The following is a 21090-nucleotide window of genomic DNA, read 5'->3' on the forward strand; positions in this document are numbered from 1 at the left end:
ATAACAGCAATACCAATACAAAGGCCGCATGGGAAACTGTGCGGCTTTTTAATGCCCGCCATTGCCCAGGATAAGCCCAGTGAGGATACTTAGCGCTTTTTTCATTTCGTTCACCCAAGCAGCAGAAACTAGATCTCGTTGCGATTTATATTGCAACATGGCATGACCATATTCCAGGATCAATTGGTTGAATTCCGGTTGTCCGACTAGTACAGCCCCTACATACTCCTGGGATATAAAAACCTCTGCAGGCTTCATTCTACGACCTTCAAACCGTTCTACTGCATGTCTTTCCGGGACATCCATGCAATCATAAAATTTGAAATAAGCAGACGAAAATCCCCAGTTCTCCGACTGGCTAACAACGGTCATGAATTCCGGGAACAACTCATAGTCGATTGTATAAATAGCATTGACAAGTGGGTCAAACTCGGGTTTCATTCGTAACTCAACAGCATGTGGGTTATCAGTGCCATTGCTCTTTTTTAACACCCATTTCATCATGGCGTACCAACAGTTTGGCTTTGTGCTGAAATAATCATACCAAACATCTGTTTACAACGGGTAAACAAGATTAGTTATTGCGGAATAGTTACAGGATCTTTTGAGTCGATAAGTTGAAAATGTGGTTATTAACTCAAGCAGGTTTCATATAATCAAAAGCGCCCTTACGCAGATGTATACCATATTCCAGCCATGCTTTCATACAGGCGAGGAAGTTAGCCCAACCTTCGGTATTGCCTCTGAGCCACTTCAAGCCGGCATCTGTATTAGGCATATCTCCTTCGGTTACTTTTACAACAGTACTATTGCCACCACGGTCTTCTAGTTGTATATCTACTTTGAGCTGATTGCCTGGAGCGCCTTCCCATTCAAATATAATGGACACTGGCGCATGTACGGTGAGCACCTTTACAGGAATTTTGTCTGCGAATTCTGGAAATTTCCAGGTAACCGTATTACCCGCTTCTAGCTTACCAGTACCAGTTTCAATAAAATAATTAGACATTTCATTTGGGTCAACAATCGCCTGAAATACCGTTGCGATTGGCCGGGAAATCTGGATGCCCGCTTTTGCCTGTAGTTCATTCATAAGACATGATTTTAAGCTTACTAATTTAATGATTCTCACGCAAATGAAAAAGTCCTCATTTCCCAGCGACGCCTGCAGGCAAGGATAAAAAATGTAGGTGGTTTACCTGCCAGTCTGTTCAGAACCGATAACTAGTAAAAATTTTGACGTCTGGTTATTTTGTTTACCTTGAGGCATCAACATATTATAAAAATAGATAAACCATGAGAACCAATGAAACGCCAAGAGGATACGCCAGTTTATGAGCAGCTCACGCACCTGCTGAAGGAAAAATTAATGGAGCAACATTACCATGTGGAATTCAACCCTGAACGCATAAGTTTGATGGTGGATCATCAGGTAGAAGTGGTTGCTTCTGATGTAATCCAGGAGGGCTTACATCCCAATTTGACCAAGCTAGTTTTTGTGGTAATGCATCCGGAATATTTTCCGGACGGTATTGTAGAATACTTGGTAGGTGTAGGCACCACCCTACATGAAAAGTTGGAGTCAGGCATTGATAATTTCCTCAGCACGATATTTCCTCCTATTATGGATGGATTCAATGATACACATGATCCAGATCTCGACTTTAACGACCGGGATGGCATTCTGTGGCATCCAAAAGAAGGACAGATAGGCTTACAGGGCAATTGGGAAGAAGAACCAGAAACAGCCAGTATGCGTGAAATCCTGAATATATTTTTAAAGTCCATTATTCCCAACCAGAAATTTAACTGGTTAAAAATATATGCCGCCAAGGATGGTCAAGGCAATATCACGCATGAATGTAACCTGAACAATCAACCATGGGAAGCCGGCGCCAAAGTGGTAGCGGATTTCGCAGCAGATTGGAAGAACCCGAATATATTCTGTGGATTAAAGCAATTCATTGTATACAGGCGTTGTGATGCTTTTGATAATTAAGAGCGCGATCATATTGTTATAAAATAAGAGGCGGCACCCACGGTTACCGCCTCTTGACATTTCTCGAATAGATAAAACCGAATTATTATTTAATAGCAATTTGCTTAGTGGCTTTCACCTGCTGCCCGCTTTTGGGCACATTCAACTTCAGGACGCCATCAGCATAGGTGGCGGTAATACCGTCATCCTTCGTATTTTCAGGGAGCTTGAAAGATCTGGTAAAAGAGCTGTAACTATATTCACGGCGACTATACCTTTTCTTCTCATCTGCTTCTGTTGATTCATGTTTGGATTCCGCACTAATGGTGAGTACATCATCTTCTATGTTTACTTTAAAATCTTCCTTCTTGAATCCGGGAGCAATCACATCCACCACATAATTTTTTTCATCTTCGCTGATGTTTACTGCCGGAAGCTGTCTGGCAGCACGATCGGCTGGAAAAAAGTTTTCCCAGCTAAAGAAATCGCGCCAGGGATCATAACTGAGCGCACGACTTTGTTTTTCAGGAGCATTCATAAACATCGGTTAATTGAGTGAACAATAATTATGGTATGTAATTATTAAACACATTTGGCAGAAAATAGTTCCTTAAAAAGAAAAGAAAAAGGACGTTTAATGCGTAGATAACTATCTTTGCCGGATGGAAAAAATTGAAGTCGTACCTTATGATCCCCAATGGCCGGAGCAATTTCAGGCACTGAAGGAAATTTACTTACAGCGGCTGCAAGCCCTTTATCCGCGCATAGAGCACGTGGGCAGTACGTCGGTTCCGGGTCTGCCTGCAAAACCTATCCTAGATATAGATATCATCATTTCATCGGCAGCGCAGTTGCCAATTGTTACCAGTGCACTGGAATCGTTGGGATATACTTTCCGCGGCGATCTCGGCATTAAGGACCGTTATGCTTATGGCATTACTAGCGCCTATACGCCGGATACCGGCGATCAAACCCTTCGACCTAAACACAACCTATATTGCTGCGTGGATGGCAGTGTTAGTCTGCGTAATCATCTGCTGGTGCGTGATACCCTGCGCGCAGATGCACAGCTCCGTAATGCATATGGCCAACTGAAGGAAACCCTGGCTGCACAGGTAGATAACATCGATGACTACATCGAAGGAAAAAGTGCTTTTATCGGGAAAATATTATTGCAAGGCGGTATTGATGCCGATGATGTAGCAGACATCGAGGATCAGAACCGTAAGAAGTAAGGCTTACTTTCTTCTCAGGCGCGACTGCATCGTGTTCAAGATATTGACGCTTTCTTGTAGTCGCCCTGTATTAGCACTACCATCCACTGCCAGGTCTTTTTTGGTGACATCATAACCTGCCAGGAAAGCTTCTAGGTTGGAGAGGTATACCACCTGATCTCCATAGAGCATATTGTACATCTTTTCATTTAACCGGTCCCCTTCTGAACGGAGGTCGTTATTGGTGAGGTCTGTTACATCTCGCATGCGCTGCATGATACCAGACATTTTCTCTTTCATTATTTCCAGGGTAACTTCATCCTTCTTGCCTGGAGCGATATTATGACGGAAAAGGCTATCCGACAAACGTTTCCGGAACTGCATATATTCCGTGAGTTCCCGACTCAGGTTTCCGAATTTATCATTCAGATCTTCCTTTTTCTCAGCAGTGGCGTATTTGTCCAGCCCTTTATCCAAATGCTTCACCCATTCCAGTATGGAAACGGTGATATCGGATACAGGCGCTTTTCCGGTCGTCTGCGCCATAACATCAACAGTGGAGGCAATACATAACAGGCAGCCAACAATGCCACTAAAAAAATAACGTAAGGTATGTTTCATGATAGTATTAAAATGCTTCCCTAAGAACGTTTAATATTACACCATATTACTGAGACTGACATTATTTTTTTAACGCGCAAACGCGCAAAGGACTGGGCTTTGCGCGTTTGACGTATTTACTTACAATAGTTTCCCTCTATAAATAACAGGTGGCTCCTGGAGCATAACAGGAATTATTCCCACAAACGATTGAATATAGGGTTGCTGGTCATGCTGTGCCAGGCCTTCGGCATTTTCCCAAATCTCATGGAAAGTGAAAATGTTTTCATCCGTATTTTCTTGATGGAGGTCGTACTGTAGGCAGGCGGCTTCCTGTCGGCTCTGCTGCACCATTTGCAACAACTGCGTTTTTACTGCTTCCTGGTATTCTGGTTTACTTTTAATAATTGCGGTTAAATAGACTTTCATGTATAACTAATTTAGAACAGGTGCTTGTAACACGTGTTTATTCGAAAATACTTCGTTTAGATGGGCAGTATAGGCAGACACGTGTTTTTCTATCTGTACGTTTTTCTCCACATCATGGAAATGATAGCTCTTCAGTGGCGCCAGTCCAGCGAATGCATTCATGCGATGGAAGCCATTCATCACGCCGTCATCCACTGTGGTTTGATTAAAAAATTCACCTGGGAGTGTAAATGCCGTTTCTGGTGCATTCCAACTGCTAGTGAGCATATAATGCTTTCCGTGCATCATTCCACCTGTGCCATAGTTGATGGCTGGATTGGCGGATGAGCGACCATCGCTGGTATAGATGCCTGTATTATGCCCTGCGGTGAATACATCATCCAAATATTTCTTAAAGGCAAAAGGTACGGCAAACCACCAAATGGGGGTATGATAAATAATCACATCAGCCCATACAAATTTCTTCACCTCTTCATCTGGGTTATAATCGGCAGTCACATTAGTAATTTGGGCTTCATAACCTTCTTTGGCATCAAAGAAGCGCTTAGTGACATCGGTAATCGTATTGGTAAATTTTCCTCCGGAATGGCCAAATTCCTGGCCTGCATTTATAATTAAAATCTTTTTCATAGTCTTTTTTGCTGTTTGATGGTACAAAGGTAGATGCGCTCCATCAATCAGAAAAAGAATATAAATTATAGGTTAGTATTATAAAAATAATAGATCAACGATTAAACACGGGGATATTTGTGCGGCCACTATGGACTTCGGACTCGTAATAGGAGCCCATTTCCTTGATATAGCGGAGGTAATCGTAATCATTTTCGAAGCTCATCAGCATGGCATAAGTAGGGCGATACGCTACCATAAAGCTTTCCAGGAGTGGGGATTTGAGTCCAGTAATTTTTTGAACGAGGTCCTTATTGAAGCGGTAGTCCACATATTTCTCCTGTTCATCTCTTTGGAGGAATTTGCGGAACTGCTGCATGCGTTTGATTTTACCTATGCTGAAAAGGGCATCCAGGTTGATGCCGGCGCCCCCATTGCCGCTGGTGATATATTCCGGATGGAAGTCGAAATACTTGCGGTATTCTCGGCGGTTCTCCAGGGAATCGTACTGGTAAGACTTAGGTTTGGCCTTTACTTCTACTGTGGCGAGGGTTTTCACTTCCACCAGCAGTTTCATATCAAAAGGCCGGGTAAGGTTGATTTCCCTTACGGCGAATTTTTGGGTAGACTTACCTTGATAAGAAAAGCTAAGCGAATCGGTACGTGGGATTTTGATGGTATAACGGCCCAGGGAATCAGTGACAGCACCGGCTCCGGAGTTGCTGTGCACACTAACGCCCGACAAGCCCATAGTAGCTGTCTTTTCGTAGACAGTTCCGCTGACCTGCACCTGTTGTGCTAAGGCTACAAACCTTATCAGCACCAGCAAAAGTATCAGTAACACCTTTTTTACCAACGTAGATTCACTCATTTGAAGCACCAATCTAAGACAGCTAATAGATATAGACAAGTTTCTGACCTAATATTAACAAATCATTGCATTTGAACGGTTCGGAATAATAGATGGATACATGAGAAATATAATTAAATTTCCAGGAAGGCATATATATTTGAGCAGTCACATTTATATATCCCTATGCGTACTGTCTATTTTACACAACTATTTTGACTGCGAAAAAAATGGGAACAGGGGGATAACGTTTAAATATATACGAAGTTGCAAATTCCCTTTACTACCTTATAATAATTGACTATGGGACCAGGAGAAATCTTAGGCTCCAACAATTTACCTAGTCAAGATTAAAGCATCTATTTCTATGCCCACTGCATTTTCCATATGTATTCGAAAGTATTTCCGAATAATAAAAATTCGATTAGCCTTACTGTCGCAATACAGTAAAGCGATTATTATTATTGGATTGTTATTTTGTTTGATAATAATTGCAGCACTTGTGTTGGAGTTCTTTTTAAGGCCAACACTAGGATGGCCCTCGTATACTTCATCTCCCATCATCTACCTATTATTACTATTGGCTGCTTATTTAATGATAAATATCTTGTTACTATTAGGGTATAAAATGGCCATCCGATTTGCTTTCCTCGTACATGGAATAATAATCCTTACTACCCTATTTTTCTGTTTATTACTTGAAGGAGCGGATCACGTACTGTTGTTCTTCTTACTACCGCATATCCCCTTCTATTATGAATTATTTAAGATAAGGAAGTCATGGGAGACGGCTGTCTCTCATGACTAATCCTATACTTCATGTCAGGCAGGCTGCAAATCATCCGCCAAACCGCAATTTTCCTTAATAATTTGATACGTTGGATAATCAATTAATCCCCTATCTCCTCCCTGGTAAAAGGTTTCAGGATCAGCGGGCGCCAGTGGCAACTGGTACCGTATTCTCTCCACCAAGTCGGGATTGGAGATGAAAGGTCGGCCAAAGGCAATGATATCTGCCAAGCCTTCTTGGAGTCGCGCTTCCGCAGTAGCGGGCGTATATCCACCTGCGAGGATAATCAGTTGATGGAATCGTTGACGAAGATCTTCTAGGTATGCGTGAGGAATGGGTGGCTGGCCATTTACAGACTGATCTGAGAGGTGAATATATAAGATACCCAGTTTATCTAATTCCTCCGCCAGGTATTGATGGGTAGCCAGTTCCTCTGGATAGGTGGGCAGATCATTCAATCCTGAAAACGGCGATAAACGCAGGCCAGTGTGTTCTTTCCCGATAGCTATTGCCACACCTTCCATAATTTCCATTAGGAACCTGCTTCTGTTGACGATACTTCCTCCGTATTTGTCGGTTCGTTGATTGGTAGCAGGATGTAGAAACTGGGCCGGCAAGAAGCCATGTGCCCCATGGATTTCCACCCCATCAAAACCAGCTTCCATAGCGGCGATGGCGGCATCTACATGGGCTTGCACCATCGCGGCAGCCCCTGCTGTGGTCAGGGTATCAGGGACAGGCAATGGTACATGGTTTCCACCAGGGATACCGACCATACCGGCTGCCGCTACATTAGAAGCACCAACAGTAGGCAAGCCCTGTTGATTGGCCGGATGCCCTATCCGCCCTGTATGGACGAGTTGTATGAAAATGGTACCTCCCTGCTGGTGGACTTCATCGGTAATCTGTTTCCAGACTTTTTGTTGGGCGGCGGAAAATATGCCTGGATTATGCTGATAGCCAACCCCATTAGGGGCCACGGCGGTATTTTCTACTATAATTAATCCAGCGCTGGCCCTTTGTCCATAATAGATACGCATATTATCTGTAGGCATCGCGTCGCCGGTTGCTCTTCTTCTACTCATGGGCGCCATTGCAATCCTATTGCGGAAATGGTGACCACCTTTGGTCAATGGGGCGAGTAATTTTGCAGTAGTATTCATTGTTTCATCGTTTGTTGACACAAAGTTAGTTCCACCGAACACGGCAGAACAGTGATAAAAAAAGGTTTGTTTTGTACATTTACAGGTTATGACACAAAAATCGTTGCATAGTCCATTTGAAGTAGGCGTTTCTGATCTGGAACACTGGAATGAAAGGCCACTGGTACATCATTTCTTTGAGATCGTACAGGTGATGGAAGGAAGCGGTATGCGTACTCTTAATCGTAATAAATACCCTTATACCAAGGGAAATATATTCCTTTATACCCCGCTGGACTGTCGCGGTTTTGAAAGTGAAACGCCCACACAACTGTGTTCTATCCGATTTTCGGAGGTATTTCTTGGGAGTAGTAAATCGGCGGCCGACAAAGAACGAACCTTACAATGGTTAAAGCAGTTGGAACATATATTCTTCCACCATAACCGTTTTCAGCATATACAGATCACACATGGGGGCGATTGTCGGATGATTGGAGCGTTTATTCGGCAGTTGGTAACAGAATATGAGCAACAACGGGATTACCATGAAGAGAATCTGCAACACCTTGTTACCTTAATTCTGAATATCCTAACGAGAAATGTAACTGGCAGCAAACCTGCTACTGTAGCCACTATAGAAGAAGAACCATTAATCAACCGGATGCTGGTGCATATTCGTCAACATATTGGAGAGAGTGAGCAACTGAGGGTAGAGCATCTCGCCCAAACCTTTCATCTCTCTATTAATTATGTGGGAGAATATTTTAGAAAATTTACGGGAGAGAGTTTACAACAATATATTGCACAGTACCGGAATAAGCTTGTCCAGCAACGATTAGCGCATAGTGCTATTACTATTGGTCAGATCGCCGAAGAACTTGGTTATACAGATGAGAGTCATCTTAATCGCCAATTTAGAAAACATAATGGTGTGAGTCCGCTTATGTACAGAAAACAGTTTTTATCTGATAGCCAACAAGCATAAAAAGTAATTAGAATCCTTTCTAGTAGCTGATTAAAATACAATATAACGTAGAAGCATATACGAAAAAAAACACGGTGTAAAATATACGTTTGTACATTATTTACCACCGTGTTTTCACCCTATTTTTGTGAATGATCCGTTAACGTCTTTTAGCGATAAAAATAAACCACCTCTCAAAACAAGCCCCCACAAAGCATTTCATCGGAAATGTTTTTTTCACCCGAAGAAGTATTTAACAAAATTTTTAAAACGGTGATGGTGGTCATCAAACAGGAGTCGTAAAGGCTCTAAGTTTGTAATCGTAAACCGCATGCAAATCTTGCGAAACAATTTAAAGAATTTGTTTTTTTACCTCAGAACTTTAAACCCAAATAAAATGAAAGCATTGTTCTTATCGGCTGCAATTGCCATGGCTTCCATGAGCTGCTTCGCTCAGGCTTCAGATCACGCTACAATTCGCGTTGGTTTGTGTTTAACAAACATTATTGACATCGACCCTCCATGCAGTACATTGGTAGGTAACTTTGATGACGAACATGATTATGATCATGGTGTTATCTTGAAAAACACTAAGGGTGATCATGATGTAGACTACAAAGTTAGTTCTAACCGTGACTTCAACGTTACCATCAAAGCGGGATCCGCTAATTTCTCTTATCTGGGCACAGGTACAGACGACAACGTAATGCCTTGCAGCGTTCTGAAATATCACCTGCTCTCCAACAATACTGGTGGTACCAATGCAACTCCATCATTCTGGAATGCACTGACAGTTGCTCCTGCTCCTGTAATCAATGGTGGTGAAGAAGGTCGTAACAAACGCTTCTCACTGCAATTCAAAGCAGATCCAGGATGGAACTACACTGGTGGTCTGTATGGACTGGACGTAATCGTAACAGCAACACAGTTATAATTTCCGTCTCTATCACAGGTAAGCCTTTCCAGGCGAGAGGCTTGCCTGTTTTGTATTTTCAATGTACCCCAACCCCTCGAGATCATGAAATCTCAGTTGATCCGGCTATTGCTCATTGCACTTGTCATTAGCAATATCTGCTGCGTAAAAATATTTGCGCAGTCCGGTGAATCTTTGATGGTACAGCACACTGATTCGCTGGCAGCCAATAAAGACGCTCGATTTCTGTACAATAACTTTACGATAACAAATAAACTGAGCACCGAAAAGGAGTTTACCCTAACTTTACAGGTGCCGGAGTCTTGGAAATTAATTGCCCCGGTAAAAGATCTAACACATAAGCTTGGCCCCAATTCAAAGGTGACAATACCTGTCATCGTCATGAAGGAACAACGCACCTCAGCTAAATGGCTCCCCGTAATTGTGAATATTCGGGAAACTTCAGGCATATTTCATTCGTACAAATTCTACATTAAAGCGGATCCAATCAGCGCGTTCCGCGTGACACCTATTACCCAAATCGTACAGCTCCGTGGTACGGAGAGAGAGGTATCTATCACGACCAGGGTTAAAAACAGTGGTACGATTGAAGGCAATTATAACACTGAATATAAAGACAATAACCTCGGAATAAACCACAACGTAAAAATGAAACTTGCACCAGGTATGGACACTGTATTCACATATAAGTTCAGACTGAATGAAGTTCAATGGAACCGCCTGAAAACGGAACCCATAGCGGTTACTGTTGAAGAAGCCTCTGGTGAAAGCTTCATGAATATAGTGAATCTTGAAAAGGTACAGAGTTTACTCAAAGAGAATATATCTCCTTATCAAACTTTCCCTTTTTCCGTAGAAACTGGCTATATCAATTGGGATGGTCAAGCTACCTATTATGTTGGATTTGCCGGAGATATAGCATGGTCAGATAAAATGCTCTCTTTCTACTATCGAACCAAGCAGTATGGCATGGGTACCCGACTGGAGAAAAACGTATTTGGCGTTACTTATAATACGCCGAAGTGGAATCTGTATGGCGGAAACATGATAGACAGCAAATACTTCTACACTTTTGGTAATGGCGGAAGGGTTACCTATAAATTCACCCCTGATGACTTTATTTCTTTTGCTGTTGCCATACACAGACAAAATATCCCCTACTACGTCAATGATAATGCTACTATTACTGCACAGTATCACATCGGAAAGGTAAAGCTACTACAGGCCGTAGCTGCCAATCATGATACAGTTAACAAGTATAATAGTTTGTTATTTAACAATGAAGCGGTTATAATCAAGAATAATAACATTACCCTGCAATTAAATGCAGGCGTAGGTAAGAACTTCAGCACTATTTATATACCAACAGCACCACCTGATAAGATTGGGTATGCTGGCGGATATCTCTTCAGCCTTTCCAAGAAAAAATTCAATCTGTTCTCTCAGATGCAGTACAATTCAGACGATTATCCAGGACTGTATAGAGGACTACAGATTCAATCGCATTCCTTTACTTACAAAATGGGTAAAAATGGAATTGGCGCTTTTTATCAACAAAACCGCTCCCCTGTCAACATCCTCCGGGATACCGTATTCAATTCAGCGGCGCTTAGCTATAATGTCACCAAGTATGGTCTCAGTTATAGTCATAGTCTGCCCGGCGGAGCCTTTTCCATCAGTGGCGGAAAACTGGAACAAACCGCCCAATTTATAACCTCTTTGCCCAAATACAATTTTGGGGAGTTGGCATACCAGCAGAAATTTAATAAAACATCAGTCATTTATTTCAACAGCCTCAGCGGTTATAACCCGTCTTATGGCACTAATAATAAATCTGTTTTCATTACAAATACATTATTGTCAGCAAACTATAAATGGTTCGGAGTAAAAGGGTATTATATCCAAATTCCCTTATTCGACTCGGCAACAACTAAGAACTTCGCGAGTTATCAGCAGTCTATTCTGGCCGGACCGTATTTTAATTTCGTTTTGTTCAGGTGGCTTAAAACAAGTCTTTACTATAACTGGTCTAAAACAATATCTGACAGTATTACATACCACATCATAGGTGCGGATCTATTATATAGTAATCCTCATAACAACTTGGATGTAATGGTTAACGCATCTATTCCGCTGGAGAACAATGCAAATCCAGCGCTGAATGGGGTTAATACCCGGTATTTCAGTGTAATTATTACGAAGAAATTCAATGTGCCTATTGTAACACACAGAAAATATTTTACGCTCAACCTTTTACCGTTTAATGATGTTAATGGGAATGGCATCATGGATCCTGGAGAGCACACTTTACAAAATCTGGAGATCAGCATTAATGACATTCCGTTTATAACTGATGCAACCGGTAAAGTTACATACAAGAATATTGAACCGGGAACCTATAAGATAGAATTTCGGGCCATTAATACCATCAAAGGGCTTATTCCCGCAGCAGGCCTTTCACAGGTCATCCCAGTTAGCAAAGACATGACAGTTCAACTGCCTTTCAAGAAAAGCAGTGTTATCTCAGGACAATTAAAAATCCTGTCAGATTCTATAGCCCATACTCGTGTACGGCTGGAAAACATAAAGGTAACCGCAACAGATAGTGCAGGGGTAAGTTATAGTACACTTACGGATATGACTGGTGCATATTTTATCAATGTACCTGCTGGTAAGTATACTGTTTCATTAAACCCAGATGCATTTATAGATAAGGTAAGACCCAAAGCCATGGCTCATCCTGTAGACCTGAGTCATGAGATTGAAGGAACAGCAAATTTTGAGATTGTCGATAAAAGCCGGGAAATTAAATTCTTTAAACCAAAAACAAATTGATTACCAAGTACACCTCAGGAACTTAAACAACTAACCCCCAAGTCCGTGCTATACTAGACGTAGCCATTTTTTGGACCCCAATCGAATCTCCCAAAAATGATGACCATATCCTCTTGAATTGTTGATAAACCTCTTCAACAGTAATATTACGTACGCCCTTAACTATTCTAATTTATGCTGATGATGAAAAAAGTAATGATCGCTGAAGAAGTGGAACCGGGACCCACTGTTAATCCCGTAACAACAATCAATGAGTTGCTTAAACTGCAAATTGATGATGGTAATCTTTTACATCTGAAAAAGAAACGCATCATTTACAGCGAAGGCAAATCTGCCACCTGCATCTTCTATGTCCTCAAAGGCAAGGTGAAAACCAGCAAATGGAATGAAGATGGAAAGGAACTGATAACAGGTCTCTTTAATGAAGGAGATTTTCTCGGATTCCAAGCACTCATGGATGGAGGCCGACACCGGGAAACGGCCGAAGTCATGGAAGAAGCCGACCTCGTATTTATATCGCGGGAAGACCTTCATTACCTTTTCCAGTGTAACAATTCATTTCTGTTAGATATCATCAAAATTCTAACCCGCAATATTGCGGACAAACAAGAACAAATGCTACGCATGGCGTATAGCTCCCTGCGAAAAAAAGTGGGTGAAGCATTACTCCTTACGTATGAAAAGTATAACCCTTCCGGTTCAATTGATTTCAGTTTAAATATCAGTCGTTGTAACCTCGCCGCACTTGCCGGCGTTGCAAAAGAATCATTAATCCGCACACTCAGCGACATGCGGGATGAACACATCATAGACATCCAGGAAGGAAAAATAATTATACTCGATCATCACAAATTGGAACGCATCATTTATCATGAAGACATGAGAAACGGAAACGCTTAACTAAATTCAATCACCATGAAAGGATTGCTGCTGCTATTTATCAGCTTTCAATTGATGGCCCAGGGACAAGTACTACCAAACGGACAGGTACAAGGGCAAGGGAAACCTCAAACCCCTACTCCCGCTCCCACTGTAAATTCTACTGCCCCTACAGCCCAGCCCCCGGTTCAGACGCAAAACGCGGACCCAGGCACCGATAAAAGATCAGGCCTGTTATTCAGACCGTCCACTATTGACTTTCAGCTCAATTCAGGACAAACAGGTATAGGAAAGGTGGTTATTACCAACTTTCTGAGTACTAAAAAGCAGTTTCGGATCTACGTAGATGATTTTGTGCGGGACTCCGCTGGTGGCCATACCTATTCCGCAGGTGGCTCCATTCCGCAAAGCTGCGCTAAATGGATACAACTGGATAGAACCTTTTTCGAATTGGATACTGGTCAGACGATAGAAATACCTTTTAAAGTAGTAGCACCTCCGGATTCGCTTTCAAATATTGAAATGAAATGGGCGATGCTTTTCTTCGAGACAACACAGGAACAAATTGTAGAAGATGCAAAAGGCGTAAAAACCACTGTAATGGGAAGATTGCGCATAGGCGTACATATATATCAGACTTCCCCCAGTATTACAGATAAGGATATAACCATCGAAGGATTTAAACTTCCTACAGACAGCAACAGGACATGTGTAATTACGTGCAGAAATACAGGAAAAACGCAACTACTAGTCAAGAGCTATATCGAATTATCTAATACCGCCACCAATGAACGAACGAAACTAAACTTCCCGCTATTCCCCATGTTCCCTGGCCAGAAACGGGTACTCCCGTTCCAATTGCCGAACAACCTGCCGAAGGGAAAATATTCGCTGATAGGTGTGATAGACGCCGGCGGGGATGTTCCGATTGCAGCAGTGCAGGAGAACATTGATATATAGTACACCAGTAAACGCTTCATACATGGCCATCGCCAGCAGCGGTACCCTGCTGCGGGAAGTGGAAAGCAGCACCCCTCGGATGTTTATTGCTACACCAGGCAGTATCTACTGCCGATTCGAGGGAAGCTTTGCAACAGCTCCAGTCCAGGATCCTCAAGGACCTTTGGCTGGCTGCCACGAAAGGCCATGGTCGGGGGCCCTTATAGTTCGGACTTCTTCGACGGGAATATATCTGGATGATTACCTTCAAGGCCAACATCCTATTCATGCATTGCCTGGAATCCTGCCGGGTCAGGATTCAACCGGAGAAATACCTCCCGAAGGGGACTGGGAAATATCCCATGGCTGTACCCCCTTCGTATCCGCCGAAGAAGCCAGCTATATGGTAAAAGAAATTGAAAGAAACTACAGTATGCCTTATAGTGGATACCGCGCTTATATACCGCTACCATCATTTCTATGTTGGGTAGCATCCCATTCAATTATAGCTATTCCCTATGCAGAAACAGGGCCCCTGGCCCTGTTTCCATTATCTGACACAGCAAGTCAGTAGTAAATAAAGTAGTTATGTTTCCTCTTTTATACTGATCTACACTTGTCCTGATAACGGAAACGATTTAGCAACCAGGTCTTTATCTTGGACGGAAGGATAGTTGATATCCTCATCCGGAAAGAATATGCCAAATAACATATCATTACTTTATAATATATTACACAGATAAAATACTTATATATGTCCGATACCGGACCAACGAACGTTCACTAACGGACTATCAATCAATGGATGCCAGCGATGGGCCCTATAATAGAAATTATAAAAATTATTACTAAATTACACGCTCCCCGAACCCTGGCGTATTTTGTCAGGTTTTTACTACAACAAATGTTACGTGTTATGAATACCTTTAGTTACAAAATAACCCTGGATTTATCCAGTAATAAAAATCGCGCATCCCTCAAAACGAATTGAGATGTTGAAATTGATCCGGAAAATAATATTTGCCGGGGTGCCACCGGATGCAGGAAATAAGTATAACAGTGTGATTGTAATCAACGCGCTGGCTTTCCTCACCGCGGTATTTCTGGCGATCATTGGAACCTATTTTTACTTTTTGACCAACAGCATTTTCCTTATTACTGGGGTAATAATCGAATGTTGTTGCTTTGCTGTAGTGATCTATTTTAATCACAAAAAATTTTATGAGTTTGGCACCTTGGGTACGGTATTGATTCATACCGTGTTTGCCTGTTATTTCGGCGCCCTACTAGGCCCCGCCATGCCAGAAGCCTTGATCACGGCTTTTCTACTAACCTTTTTGATTGGCTCCTCTTTCACCGTATACAAACGTTGGGGAATACGTATTTTCAGTCTGGTCATGGCAGTACTGTTGTTTGCGCTCATCGCATTGAATAACCGCTATCATTTCGTAGAGCCTATTGCACTCAGTCTCGATACTACCAATAATATCAAAGTAATCTGTTGGGTAGCAATGTTGGCATTGATAGGATTCAGTACCTGGCTCCTGATCAACCAGAACGACCGCTCCTTAAAAGAAGTACAGCGATTGAATGAAGAGAAGGCCATTTATCATGCAGAGATCAACCATGAATTACGGAATACGGTACACACCATCTCTACCTTTGCAGACTTAATCGCCCATAATCACCTTACACCGGAAGAACAGGCGCATATTGTTAGTTGCTTGAAAAGTTCGTCTGAACAGGCATTGGATATTATCAACAATGGATTATTACTGACGAAAATCGAAGCTGGTAAAAATGATAAGGTAGTGGAAAGTGTGGTAGACATCACGCCATTCCTGCAAGATAAGGTCAATATATTCAAAGTGCTGGGAGAACTGGAAGGCAAACAAATCTTGCTGCACACGGATATCCACTCGGCTATTACCACAGACAGGCTTGCGCTGACTAAAATCGTCAATAACCTGTTGACCAATGCCATCAAACATAGCGGATCAGGAACTATCATTAAGGTAGATGCTGTCCAACAAAATAATGAACTGTTGCTGAAAGTGAGCAATCCCGGGCATATTGACCAATCCCGATTGGCCCAGTTGTTTCTGCCGTTCGACTCCGACAATCATTCCCGATACGATAGTACAGGACTTGGTTTGTATATCACCCATTATTTGGTGACCAGGATGCACGGCACTATAAATGTCACTTCCGAAAATGATACCATTACCTTTACCGTACAACTGCCAGTAAAGGAGGCCCAGCAAACCATTACGACAGAGGAGCGCAAAGAGGATATTGATTTATCAAGATTCAATATACTCGTGATTGAAGATGATTTGATGAACCAGGTAGCACTTTCTCGTACCCTCAGAGATAAACATGCAGTTGTTACCGTTACAGGTAGCGCGAATGAAGGCATCCACCTCATCCGAGAAAACAAGCCAGACCTGATTATTACGGATCTCAACATGCCAGATATGCTAGGTACAGATCTCATTTCTTATCTCCGACAAGACGATACCCTTCGACATATACCTGTTATCCTTATTACCGGTCAAATGATAGAACTGCCTGCCAACGGCTATTCCAATGGTATTGTAAGATTACACAAACCCTTTAAAGTAAAAGAACTCTATCAGGCAGTGCAAACCCAACTGCGCTGCTAACATGCCATTTTAAGCAAAAGGAAAACTCGCTGTCACACCATCCTCTTCCATTCTTCTAAACAAACGTATCCAGGTCCGATAAACAAATTTGCCCCCTGTAGCGTTCCTGATATTTATTGCCCCTCAACACCACTAGATAAGTTCCGATTGATTGGCCTTCTGCCGCAAATTTGTTGAAATCCCTGCTGCCTGGTAACAGGACTGATTTCCTCATTGCATAACACATTAAAAATAAATCAATTGTTTACTGCGGCCACATTTCAGCCTTGTTGGTGTAGAAGATTATTACGCAAGCCACAAGATTAATATATTTATCATATAAGCTCTTAATTTTTCTTTTATGCTAACTGTGAATGTACTATTTGAGATTCGTCTTATCTGGCGTTTTGTCAAAAACGACCTTATGGACACTATTGTCCCTTGTTTCATCACTTTTCTCACGGCTTGGTTTTATGAGGGCAGGCCAGTGAGCGACTTACCCCTGGCTATTTTTACTTGTACCTTGTATACGATGTTTTACATTCTCACATTCTGTGTAGCCAACCAGGTAAATTCGGAAGAAGAGGATGCCATCAACAAGCCAGACCGTCCCTTACCAGCAAAGCTGATTACGAGGAAAGCTGCTATTAAGCGACTCCTCATTTACAATCTCCTCTTTATGCTGATTTCCTGGTGGCTGCATGTGCTTTTATATGCAATCGCATGGCAGGTGATCACGGTAGTGCTCTGCGGCTGGGGAAGTAGACACTGGATCACTAAAAACCTCGTCTGTATTTCTGCCGGCACGGTGGCACTATTGGGCGCAGAATGGCAACTCGCCACCAATCACATCGGCCATAATGTTTGGCTATTTATTATTTTCCTCAGTGTATGGGCCGGCTTTGGCCTACCAGTACAAGATCTAAGAGATCAGGTGGGAGATGCCGTGATGCATCGTAAAACACTTCCCTTGCAGTATGGCGATGGTAAGTCCAGGAAAATGCTCTTCATTTATTTCCTTACCGTCTCTCCCCTACTCTATTATTTTGCTATCATCAGCCAAAACAAATACACCGCTTGGGTAATCACGTTGATTGTGGCACAATACCTCTACCATGCCGTTATTGCCTTCAGAGTGGTGAAATACCGGAACAGTAAGGCGGACGACAAAACCTACCACTATTTCGTTTACATGTTCATCGCGACCATCCCGGTGATCTGTTTCCTGAAATAATGTAAAAAATCCCAACTGGTAATTCACCAGTTGGGATTTTCGTATATACATCGCTGTTACTATGCGCTGGCTAATTCCAGGGCAGCAGTTTCCAGTTCATGAATGATGCGTCCTTTCATGGTAGTATTGATATAATCTTCTGCTTCCGCATAGGAGATATCATACTTGCGAGGAAGGTCCCGAAGATGTTCGGGGAATCGTTCCAATTTCTTATCGTAATAGAGGTCCAGTTTATCCGGCCCAGGCAGTTCATATTTCAGTTTCAACTGGAAACGGCGCAGTAGTGCGGGATCAATGAGGTCATAGAAATTGGTAGCACATACCAGCATACTATCCTGGGGAAAATAATCCACCAATTGTAAGAGGGTATTGACCAATCGGCGCATTTCGCCGGAGTCGTGATCATCCGTAGAGCGCATTTTCCCAATCTGATCGAACTCGTCCAGGAAAAGCACGGCTTTATCTCGGATCGCTTTATCGAACACCGTTTTTAGGTTATGGGAAGTTTCTCCAAGTTTGGAAGAAACCAATGTGCTCAGGTTCAAGATCACAATACTTTTACCCAAAGCAGCCGCAATGGCTTTGGCGGTGGTAGTTTTACCGCAGCCCGACTGTCCGTGGAGTAGTATTTTGTTATCTACTGGGAGCTCGTACTGCCGGAGGGCATGAATATGGCGGTGTTCTTTAATCACCTGTTCCAGGATAGCCTTGTTGGCATCGCTGAAGAAGACATCTTCCAGGTCAATTTTCCTGGGATCAATAATAATCAGATCAAATATGCTCATCTCACTAAATCTGCACGTAGTTATTGTTTGGGCTTCACCCAGTTTTCCCGGGTGATTTCATATACAAAATTATGTCGGTCTGGTTCTCCGTAATAGGCTACTTGTGCCTCTGCCACTTTTTCGGCTCCGATTCGCTGAATAGCCTGCTGGGAGCGGAAATTAGTAGCCCCGATATGAAAATGTACCTTATCTACAAATTGAAGGATATAATCCAGCATCAGTTTTTTGACGGAAGGATTAATACCAGTTCCCCAATAGGCTGTACCATAGAAGGTATAACCGATCATAATGGTATTTGCCGCAGCATCATAATCATAAAATCGGGAGCTGCCGGCTACTTTACCGGTGGCTTTGTCGATAATCTTAAATGCGCCGCCACTTTTCATAGCGCCATCGAAGAAAGATCTAAATACAGGCTCCTGCCAGCGATCTTTATTAGGATGCTGTTCCCAGATTTTAGGATCGGAGGCTACTGCGAACAGTTCCTCAAAATCTGTTGTTTCCAGCGGCACCAGCCTGGCCCGCTCATTTTCCAGTATGGGTTGTATGGAGAAATTCATATATAAATTATTCAGTCCACGCTTTTCAGCGCAGGACACAAAAATAAGTATTTACGCTGGATGTATTTTCGTTTAGCCGAGTACGTAATTGGCAAGCACCTTTTGTACTTCGTAAACGTCTACGGATTTGTTAAACTGTTTGACTATACTGGGATTGGCTTCGGAGGATACCCAGATTTTCAATTCTGCATCCAAATCAAAAGTGCCGGCTGTTTCAACACTGAACCGGGAGATACTCTTATAAACGATACTGCGATATTCAATTTTACTGCCTGTGAGTCCTTGTTTTTCCACGAGAATCAGGCGTTTGTTGGTAAAAAGGAAAACATCTCTAATCAGTTTGAACCCCATTTCAATATGCTCGGTGGCCGTCAGGAGTTTACTGTATTCCTGCACTAGTTCTTCCTGGCTGACAGCGCCGGCGTTCCCCATTAATCCCGAAAATAGGCCCATATCGTTGTTACTTTTTGGACTGGAAAGATATGATAAATTCGTACATTCGAAAGCCTTCTTATCATGAGGTATATACCCAATTTCACAACAACTTTTAGATCATGCTTCAACCAAAATTCCCGCAAACCTGCCAACAGTCCATGTTGTCACTTATCCGTCAGTTGTCGTTTATTGTATTAGTATGTTTTTTTGCCATGGGGGCCGATGCCCAGCAGAGTAGTCCGCCGGCAGTGCGATATGCTTCCGGACGGAAGGTCATCAAAGATATGAGTACCATCCTGAATCCGGATGGCATCCAGGAAAATTTTGAAGCGCCCATTGGTGGGATTAAGCAGTGGGTATGTGTACGCGGCCAGGACACCAGCAATCCAATTATTCTTTTCGTACATGGAGGGCCGGCCTCTCCTATGGCGCCTGTTATGTGGAGCTTTCAACGGCCCTTGGAAGAGTATTTCACGGTGGTGCAATACGATCAAAGGGCATCCGGAAAAACTTACTTGGCCAATGATACGACCGGACTAGGCGCCACTATTCGCGTTAAAACCTTTGTGGAGGATGCCATTCAATTGGCAGAATTGATTCGTAAAAAATATCATAAGCAAAAGCTGATCCTCGTAGGACATAGCTGGGGCACCATTGTAGCCATGCACGCCGCGTTGCAACGCCCGGACCTGTTTTACGCCTATGTAGGGATCGGTCAGGCGATCAATGTGATGGAGAATGAAAAACTCAGTTTTGACTTCGGCATGCAAGAAGCTATTCGTACGAAAAATGATACTGCTATCCAGGAGATGAAAACGATTGCTCCTTATCCTGGCAACAAGCCGGTAACTAGGGAACGGATTATCATTGCCCGTAAGTGGCCACAGTATTATGGCGGCTTAGCTGCCTACCGTTCGGAACCGCAGTATTTTTTCAGTGCGCCTTACCTCTCTCCTGAATATGCCCCAGAAGACGTACCTGCCATCGATTTGGGCAGTATGTTCACATTGGGCCGGGTAATGGATGAATTCCTGGCTACTGATTTCAATGGCGTAAAAGAATTTCCAATTCCAGTATTGATGTTTATGGGGAGACACGATTACACCACCCCGAACGCCCCTACTGATCGTTGGCTGAAGGCGGTGAAGGCCCCGTACAAGAAGGGTATCTGGTTCGAACATTCCAGTCACCTGCTTCCTATGGAAGAACCAGGTAAATTTCTGCTCTCCTTTGTGCAATATGTAAGGCCATTGGCAAAATAATCGCGC

General features: G+C 42.8%; 22 protein-coding genes. 11 read left to right on the plus strand and 11 right to left on the minus strand.

Annotated features, from left to right (window positions below; all coding sequences use genetic code 11):
* Window positions 1-48: 48 nt before the first annotated feature.
* Both JO154_RS01680 and JO154_RS01685 read right to left on the minus strand, forming a co-directional pair.
* The gene (locus tag JO154_RS01680; RefSeq protein WP_291941309.1) at window positions 49-504 is read right to left on the minus strand and encodes a hypothetical protein; all 456 of its coding nucleotides are present in this window, start codon (window positions 502-504) and stop codon (window positions 49-51) included.
* Between the two features lie 133 nt (window positions 505-637).
* Window positions 638-1093, minus strand: a complete 456-nt coding sequence (locus tag JO154_RS01685) for an SRPBCC domain-containing protein (RefSeq protein ID WP_291941311.1) — start codon at window positions 1091-1093, stop codon at window positions 638-640.
* 213 nt (window positions 1094-1306) lie between these two features.
* On the opposite strand from JO154_RS01685, the gene JO154_RS01690 reads away from it, so the two are divergent.
* Entirely contained in the window at window positions 1307-1999 is a 693-nt protein-coding gene (locus JO154_RS01690; RefSeq protein WP_291941313.1) for a DUF6348 family protein, read from the plus strand.
* A gap of 85 nt (window positions 2000-2084) precedes the next feature.
* On the opposite strand, the gene JO154_RS01695 is transcribed toward JO154_RS01690, so the two are convergent.
* Window positions 2085-2516: an Hsp20/alpha crystallin family protein gene (locus JO154_RS01695; protein WP_291941314.1), complete on the minus strand. Its 432-nt coding sequence runs from the start codon at window positions 2514-2516 to the stop codon at window positions 2085-2087.
* A gap of 124 nt (window positions 2517-2640) precedes the next feature.
* Between JO154_RS01695 and JO154_RS01700 the strand changes: the two genes are divergently transcribed.
* Window positions 2641-3213 carry a GrpB family protein gene (locus tag JO154_RS01700; protein ID WP_291941316.1) on the plus strand — a complete coding sequence of 191 codons (573 nt, stop codon included), beginning with the start codon at window positions 2641-2643 and terminating at the stop codon, window positions 3211-3213.
* A 3-nt stretch (window positions 3214-3216) separates the two neighbouring features.
* Here JO154_RS01700 and JO154_RS01705 read toward each other — a convergent pair whose 3' ends face one another.
* The 5 genes from JO154_RS01705 to JO154_RS01725 form a co-directional block, all read right to left on the minus strand.
* Window positions 3217-3813: a hypothetical protein gene (locus JO154_RS01705; RefSeq protein WP_291941318.1), complete on the minus strand. Its 597-nt coding sequence runs from the start codon at window positions 3811-3813 to the stop codon at window positions 3217-3219.
* Window positions 3814-3933: 120 nt separating this feature from the next.
* Entirely contained in the window at window positions 3934-4221 is a 288-nt protein-coding gene (locus JO154_RS01710) for a putative quinol monooxygenase (RefSeq protein ID WP_291941320.1), read from the minus strand.
* A gap of 6 nt (window positions 4222-4227) precedes the next feature.
* Complete coding sequence (locus JO154_RS01715) at window positions 4228-4851, minus strand: NAD(P)H-dependent oxidoreductase (protein WP_291941322.1); 624 nt, start codon at window positions 4849-4851, stop codon at window positions 4228-4230.
* A 94-nt stretch (window positions 4852-4945) separates the two neighbouring features.
* The gene (locus JO154_RS01720) at window positions 4946-5701 is read right to left on the minus strand and encodes a hypothetical protein (protein WP_291941324.1); all 756 of its coding nucleotides are present in this window, start codon (window positions 5699-5701) and stop codon (window positions 4946-4948) included.
* Between the two features lie 801 nt (window positions 5702-6502).
* Window positions 6503-7633: an alkene reductase gene (locus tag JO154_RS01725; protein ID WP_291941326.1), complete on the minus strand. Its 1131-nt coding sequence runs from the start codon at window positions 7631-7633 to the stop codon at window positions 6503-6505.
* Between the two features lie 88 nt (window positions 7634-7721).
* On the opposite strand from JO154_RS01725, the gene JO154_RS01730 reads away from it, so the two are divergent.
* The 8 genes from JO154_RS01730 to JO154_RS01765 all read left to right on the plus strand — a co-directional run bounded on the left by JO154_RS01730 (window position 7722) and on the right by JO154_RS01765 (window position 18042).
* On the plus strand, window positions 7722-8597 hold the full coding sequence (locus JO154_RS01730; protein WP_291941327.1) for a helix-turn-helix domain-containing protein: 876 nt from the start codon (window positions 7722-7724) through the stop codon (window positions 8595-8597).
* A 376-nt stretch (window positions 8598-8973) separates the two neighbouring features.
* A complete protein-coding gene (locus JO154_RS01735; protein ID WP_291941329.1) occupies window positions 8974-9510 on the plus strand; it encodes a hypothetical protein in 537 nt (178 codons plus the stop codon).
* A gap of 84 nt (window positions 9511-9594) precedes the next feature.
* The gene (locus JO154_RS01740) at window positions 9595-12345 is read left to right on the plus strand and encodes a hypothetical protein (RefSeq protein WP_291941330.1); all 2751 of its coding nucleotides are present in this window, start codon (window positions 9595-9597) and stop codon (window positions 12343-12345) included.
* Between the two features lie 180 nt (window positions 12346-12525).
* The gene (locus JO154_RS01745; protein WP_291941332.1) at window positions 12526-13245 is read left to right on the plus strand and encodes a Crp/Fnr family transcriptional regulator; all 720 of its coding nucleotides are present in this window, start codon (window positions 12526-12528) and stop codon (window positions 13243-13245) included.
* Window positions 13246-13260: 15 nt separating this feature from the next.
* Window positions 13261-14184, plus strand: a complete 924-nt coding sequence (locus JO154_RS01750; RefSeq protein ID WP_291941334.1) for a hypothetical protein — start codon at window positions 13261-13263, stop codon at window positions 14182-14184.
* A 22-nt stretch (window positions 14185-14206) separates the two neighbouring features.
* Window positions 14207-14737 carry a hypothetical protein gene (locus JO154_RS01755; RefSeq protein WP_291941336.1) on the plus strand — a complete coding sequence of 177 codons (531 nt, stop codon included), beginning with the start codon at window positions 14207-14209 and terminating at the stop codon, window positions 14735-14737.
* Window positions 14738-15155: 418 nt separating this feature from the next.
* The gene (locus JO154_RS01760) at window positions 15156-16829 is read left to right on the plus strand and encodes a response regulator (protein WP_291941338.1); all 1674 of its coding nucleotides are present in this window, start codon (window positions 15156-15158) and stop codon (window positions 16827-16829) included.
* Window positions 16830-17232: 403 nt separating this feature from the next.
* Window positions 17233-18042 carry a UbiA family prenyltransferase gene (locus tag JO154_RS01765; protein ID WP_291941340.1) on the plus strand — a complete coding sequence of 270 codons (810 nt, stop codon included), beginning with the start codon at window positions 17233-17235 and terminating at the stop codon, window positions 18040-18042.
* 59 nt (window positions 18043-18101) lie between these two features.
* Here JO154_RS01765 and JO154_RS01770 read toward each other — a convergent pair whose 3' ends face one another.
* From JO154_RS01770 to JO154_RS01780, 3 genes are all read right to left on the minus strand, one after another.
* Window positions 18102-18827, minus strand: a complete 726-nt coding sequence (locus JO154_RS01770; protein ID WP_291941342.1) for an AAA family ATPase — start codon at window positions 18825-18827, stop codon at window positions 18102-18104.
* 20 nt (window positions 18828-18847) lie between these two features.
* Window positions 18848-19387 carry a GNAT family N-acetyltransferase gene (locus JO154_RS01775; RefSeq protein WP_291941343.1) on the minus strand — a complete coding sequence of 180 codons (540 nt, stop codon included), beginning with the start codon at window positions 19385-19387 and terminating at the stop codon, window positions 18848-18850.
* A 72-nt stretch (window positions 19388-19459) separates the two neighbouring features.
* Complete coding sequence (locus tag JO154_RS01780; protein ID WP_291941344.1) at window positions 19460-19840, minus strand: PH domain-containing protein; 381 nt, start codon at window positions 19838-19840, stop codon at window positions 19460-19462.
* A gap of 101 nt (window positions 19841-19941) precedes the next feature.
* On the opposite strand from JO154_RS01780, the gene JO154_RS01785 reads away from it, so the two are divergent.
* The gene (locus tag JO154_RS01785; protein ID WP_291941345.1) at window positions 19942-21084 is read left to right on the plus strand and encodes an alpha/beta hydrolase; all 1143 of its coding nucleotides are present in this window, start codon (window positions 19942-19944) and stop codon (window positions 21082-21084) included.
* Window positions 21085-21090: the final 6 nt, after the last annotated feature.

Source organism: Chitinophaga sp., assembly GCF_019236475.1.
GTDB lineage: Bacteria > Bacteroidota > Bacteroidia > Chitinophagales > Chitinophagaceae > Chitinophaga.

Bases quoted from the DNA above. Each gene is read 5' to 3' on its own strand.
- JO154_RS01695 (WP_291941314.1), bottom strand. From the start codon at position 2,516: ATGAATGCTCCTGAAAAACAAAGTCGTGCGCTCAGTTATGATCCCTGG.
- JO154_RS01760 (WP_291941338.1), top strand. From the start codon at position 15,156: ATGTTGAAATTGATCCGGAAAATAATATTTGCCGGGGTGCCACCGGAT.
- JO154_RS01770 (WP_291941342.1), bottom strand. From the start codon at position 18,827: ATGAGCATATTTGATCTGATTATTATTGATCCCAGGAAAATTGACCTG.
- JO154_RS01715 (WP_291941322.1), bottom strand. From the start codon at position 4,851: ATGAAAAAGATTTTAATTATAAATGCAGGCCAGGAATTTGGCCATTCC.
- JO154_RS01710 (WP_291941320.1), bottom strand. From the start codon at position 4,221: ATGAAAGTCTATTTAACCGCAATTATTAAAAGTAAACCAGAATACCAG.
- JO154_RS01765 (WP_291941340.1), top strand. From the start codon at position 17,233: ATGGACACTATTGTCCCTTGTTTCATCACTTTTCTCACGGCTTGGTTT.
- JO154_RS01735 (WP_291941329.1), top strand. From the start codon at position 8,974: ATGAAAGCATTGTTCTTATCGGCTGCAATTGCCATGGCTTCCATGAGC.
- JO154_RS01680 (WP_291941309.1), bottom strand. From the start codon at position 504: ATGATGAAATGGGTGTTAAAAAAGAGCAATGGCACTGATAACCCACAT.
- JO154_RS01685 (WP_291941311.1), bottom strand. From the start codon at position 1,093: ATGAATGAACTACAGGCAAAAGCGGGCATCCAGATTTCCCGGCCAATC.
- JO154_RS01725 (WP_291941326.1), bottom strand. From the start codon at position 7,633: ATGAATACTACTGCAAAATTACTCGCCCCATTGACCAAAGGTGGTCAC.
- JO154_RS01785 (WP_291941345.1), top strand. From the start codon at position 19,942: ATGCTTCAACCAAAATTCCCGCAAACCTGCCAACAGTCCATGTTGTCA.
- JO154_RS01750 (WP_291941334.1), top strand. From the start codon at position 13,261: ATGAAAGGATTGCTGCTGCTATTTATCAGCTTTCAATTGATGGCCCAG.
- JO154_RS01705 (WP_291941318.1), bottom strand. From the start codon at position 3,813: ATGAAACATACCTTACGTTATTTTTTTAGTGGCATTGTTGGCTGCCTG.
- JO154_RS01755 (WP_291941336.1), top strand. From the start codon at position 14,207: ATGGCCATCGCCAGCAGCGGTACCCTGCTGCGGGAAGTGGAAAGCAGC.
- JO154_RS01720 (WP_291941324.1), bottom strand. From the start codon at position 5,701: ATGAGTGAATCTACGTTGGTAAAAAAGGTGTTACTGATACTTTTGCTG.
- JO154_RS01780 (WP_291941344.1), bottom strand. From the start codon at position 19,840: ATGGGCCTATTTTCGGGATTAATGGGGAACGCCGGCGCTGTCAGCCAG.
- JO154_RS01700 (WP_291941316.1), top strand. From the start codon at position 2,641: ATGGAAAAAATTGAAGTCGTACCTTATGATCCCCAATGGCCGGAGCAA.
- JO154_RS01745 (WP_291941332.1), top strand. From the start codon at position 12,526: ATGATGAAAAAAGTAATGATCGCTGAAGAAGTGGAACCGGGACCCACT.
- JO154_RS01690 (WP_291941313.1), top strand. From the start codon at position 1,307: ATGAAACGCCAAGAGGATACGCCAGTTTATGAGCAGCTCACGCACCTG.
- JO154_RS01740 (WP_291941330.1), top strand. From the start codon at position 9,595: ATGAAATCTCAGTTGATCCGGCTATTGCTCATTGCACTTGTCATTAGC.
- JO154_RS01730 (WP_291941327.1), top strand. From the start codon at position 7,722: ATGACACAAAAATCGTTGCATAGTCCATTTGAAGTAGGCGTTTCTGAT.
- JO154_RS01775 (WP_291941343.1), bottom strand. From the start codon at position 19,387: ATGAATTTCTCCATACAACCCATACTGGAAAATGAGCGGGCCAGGCTG.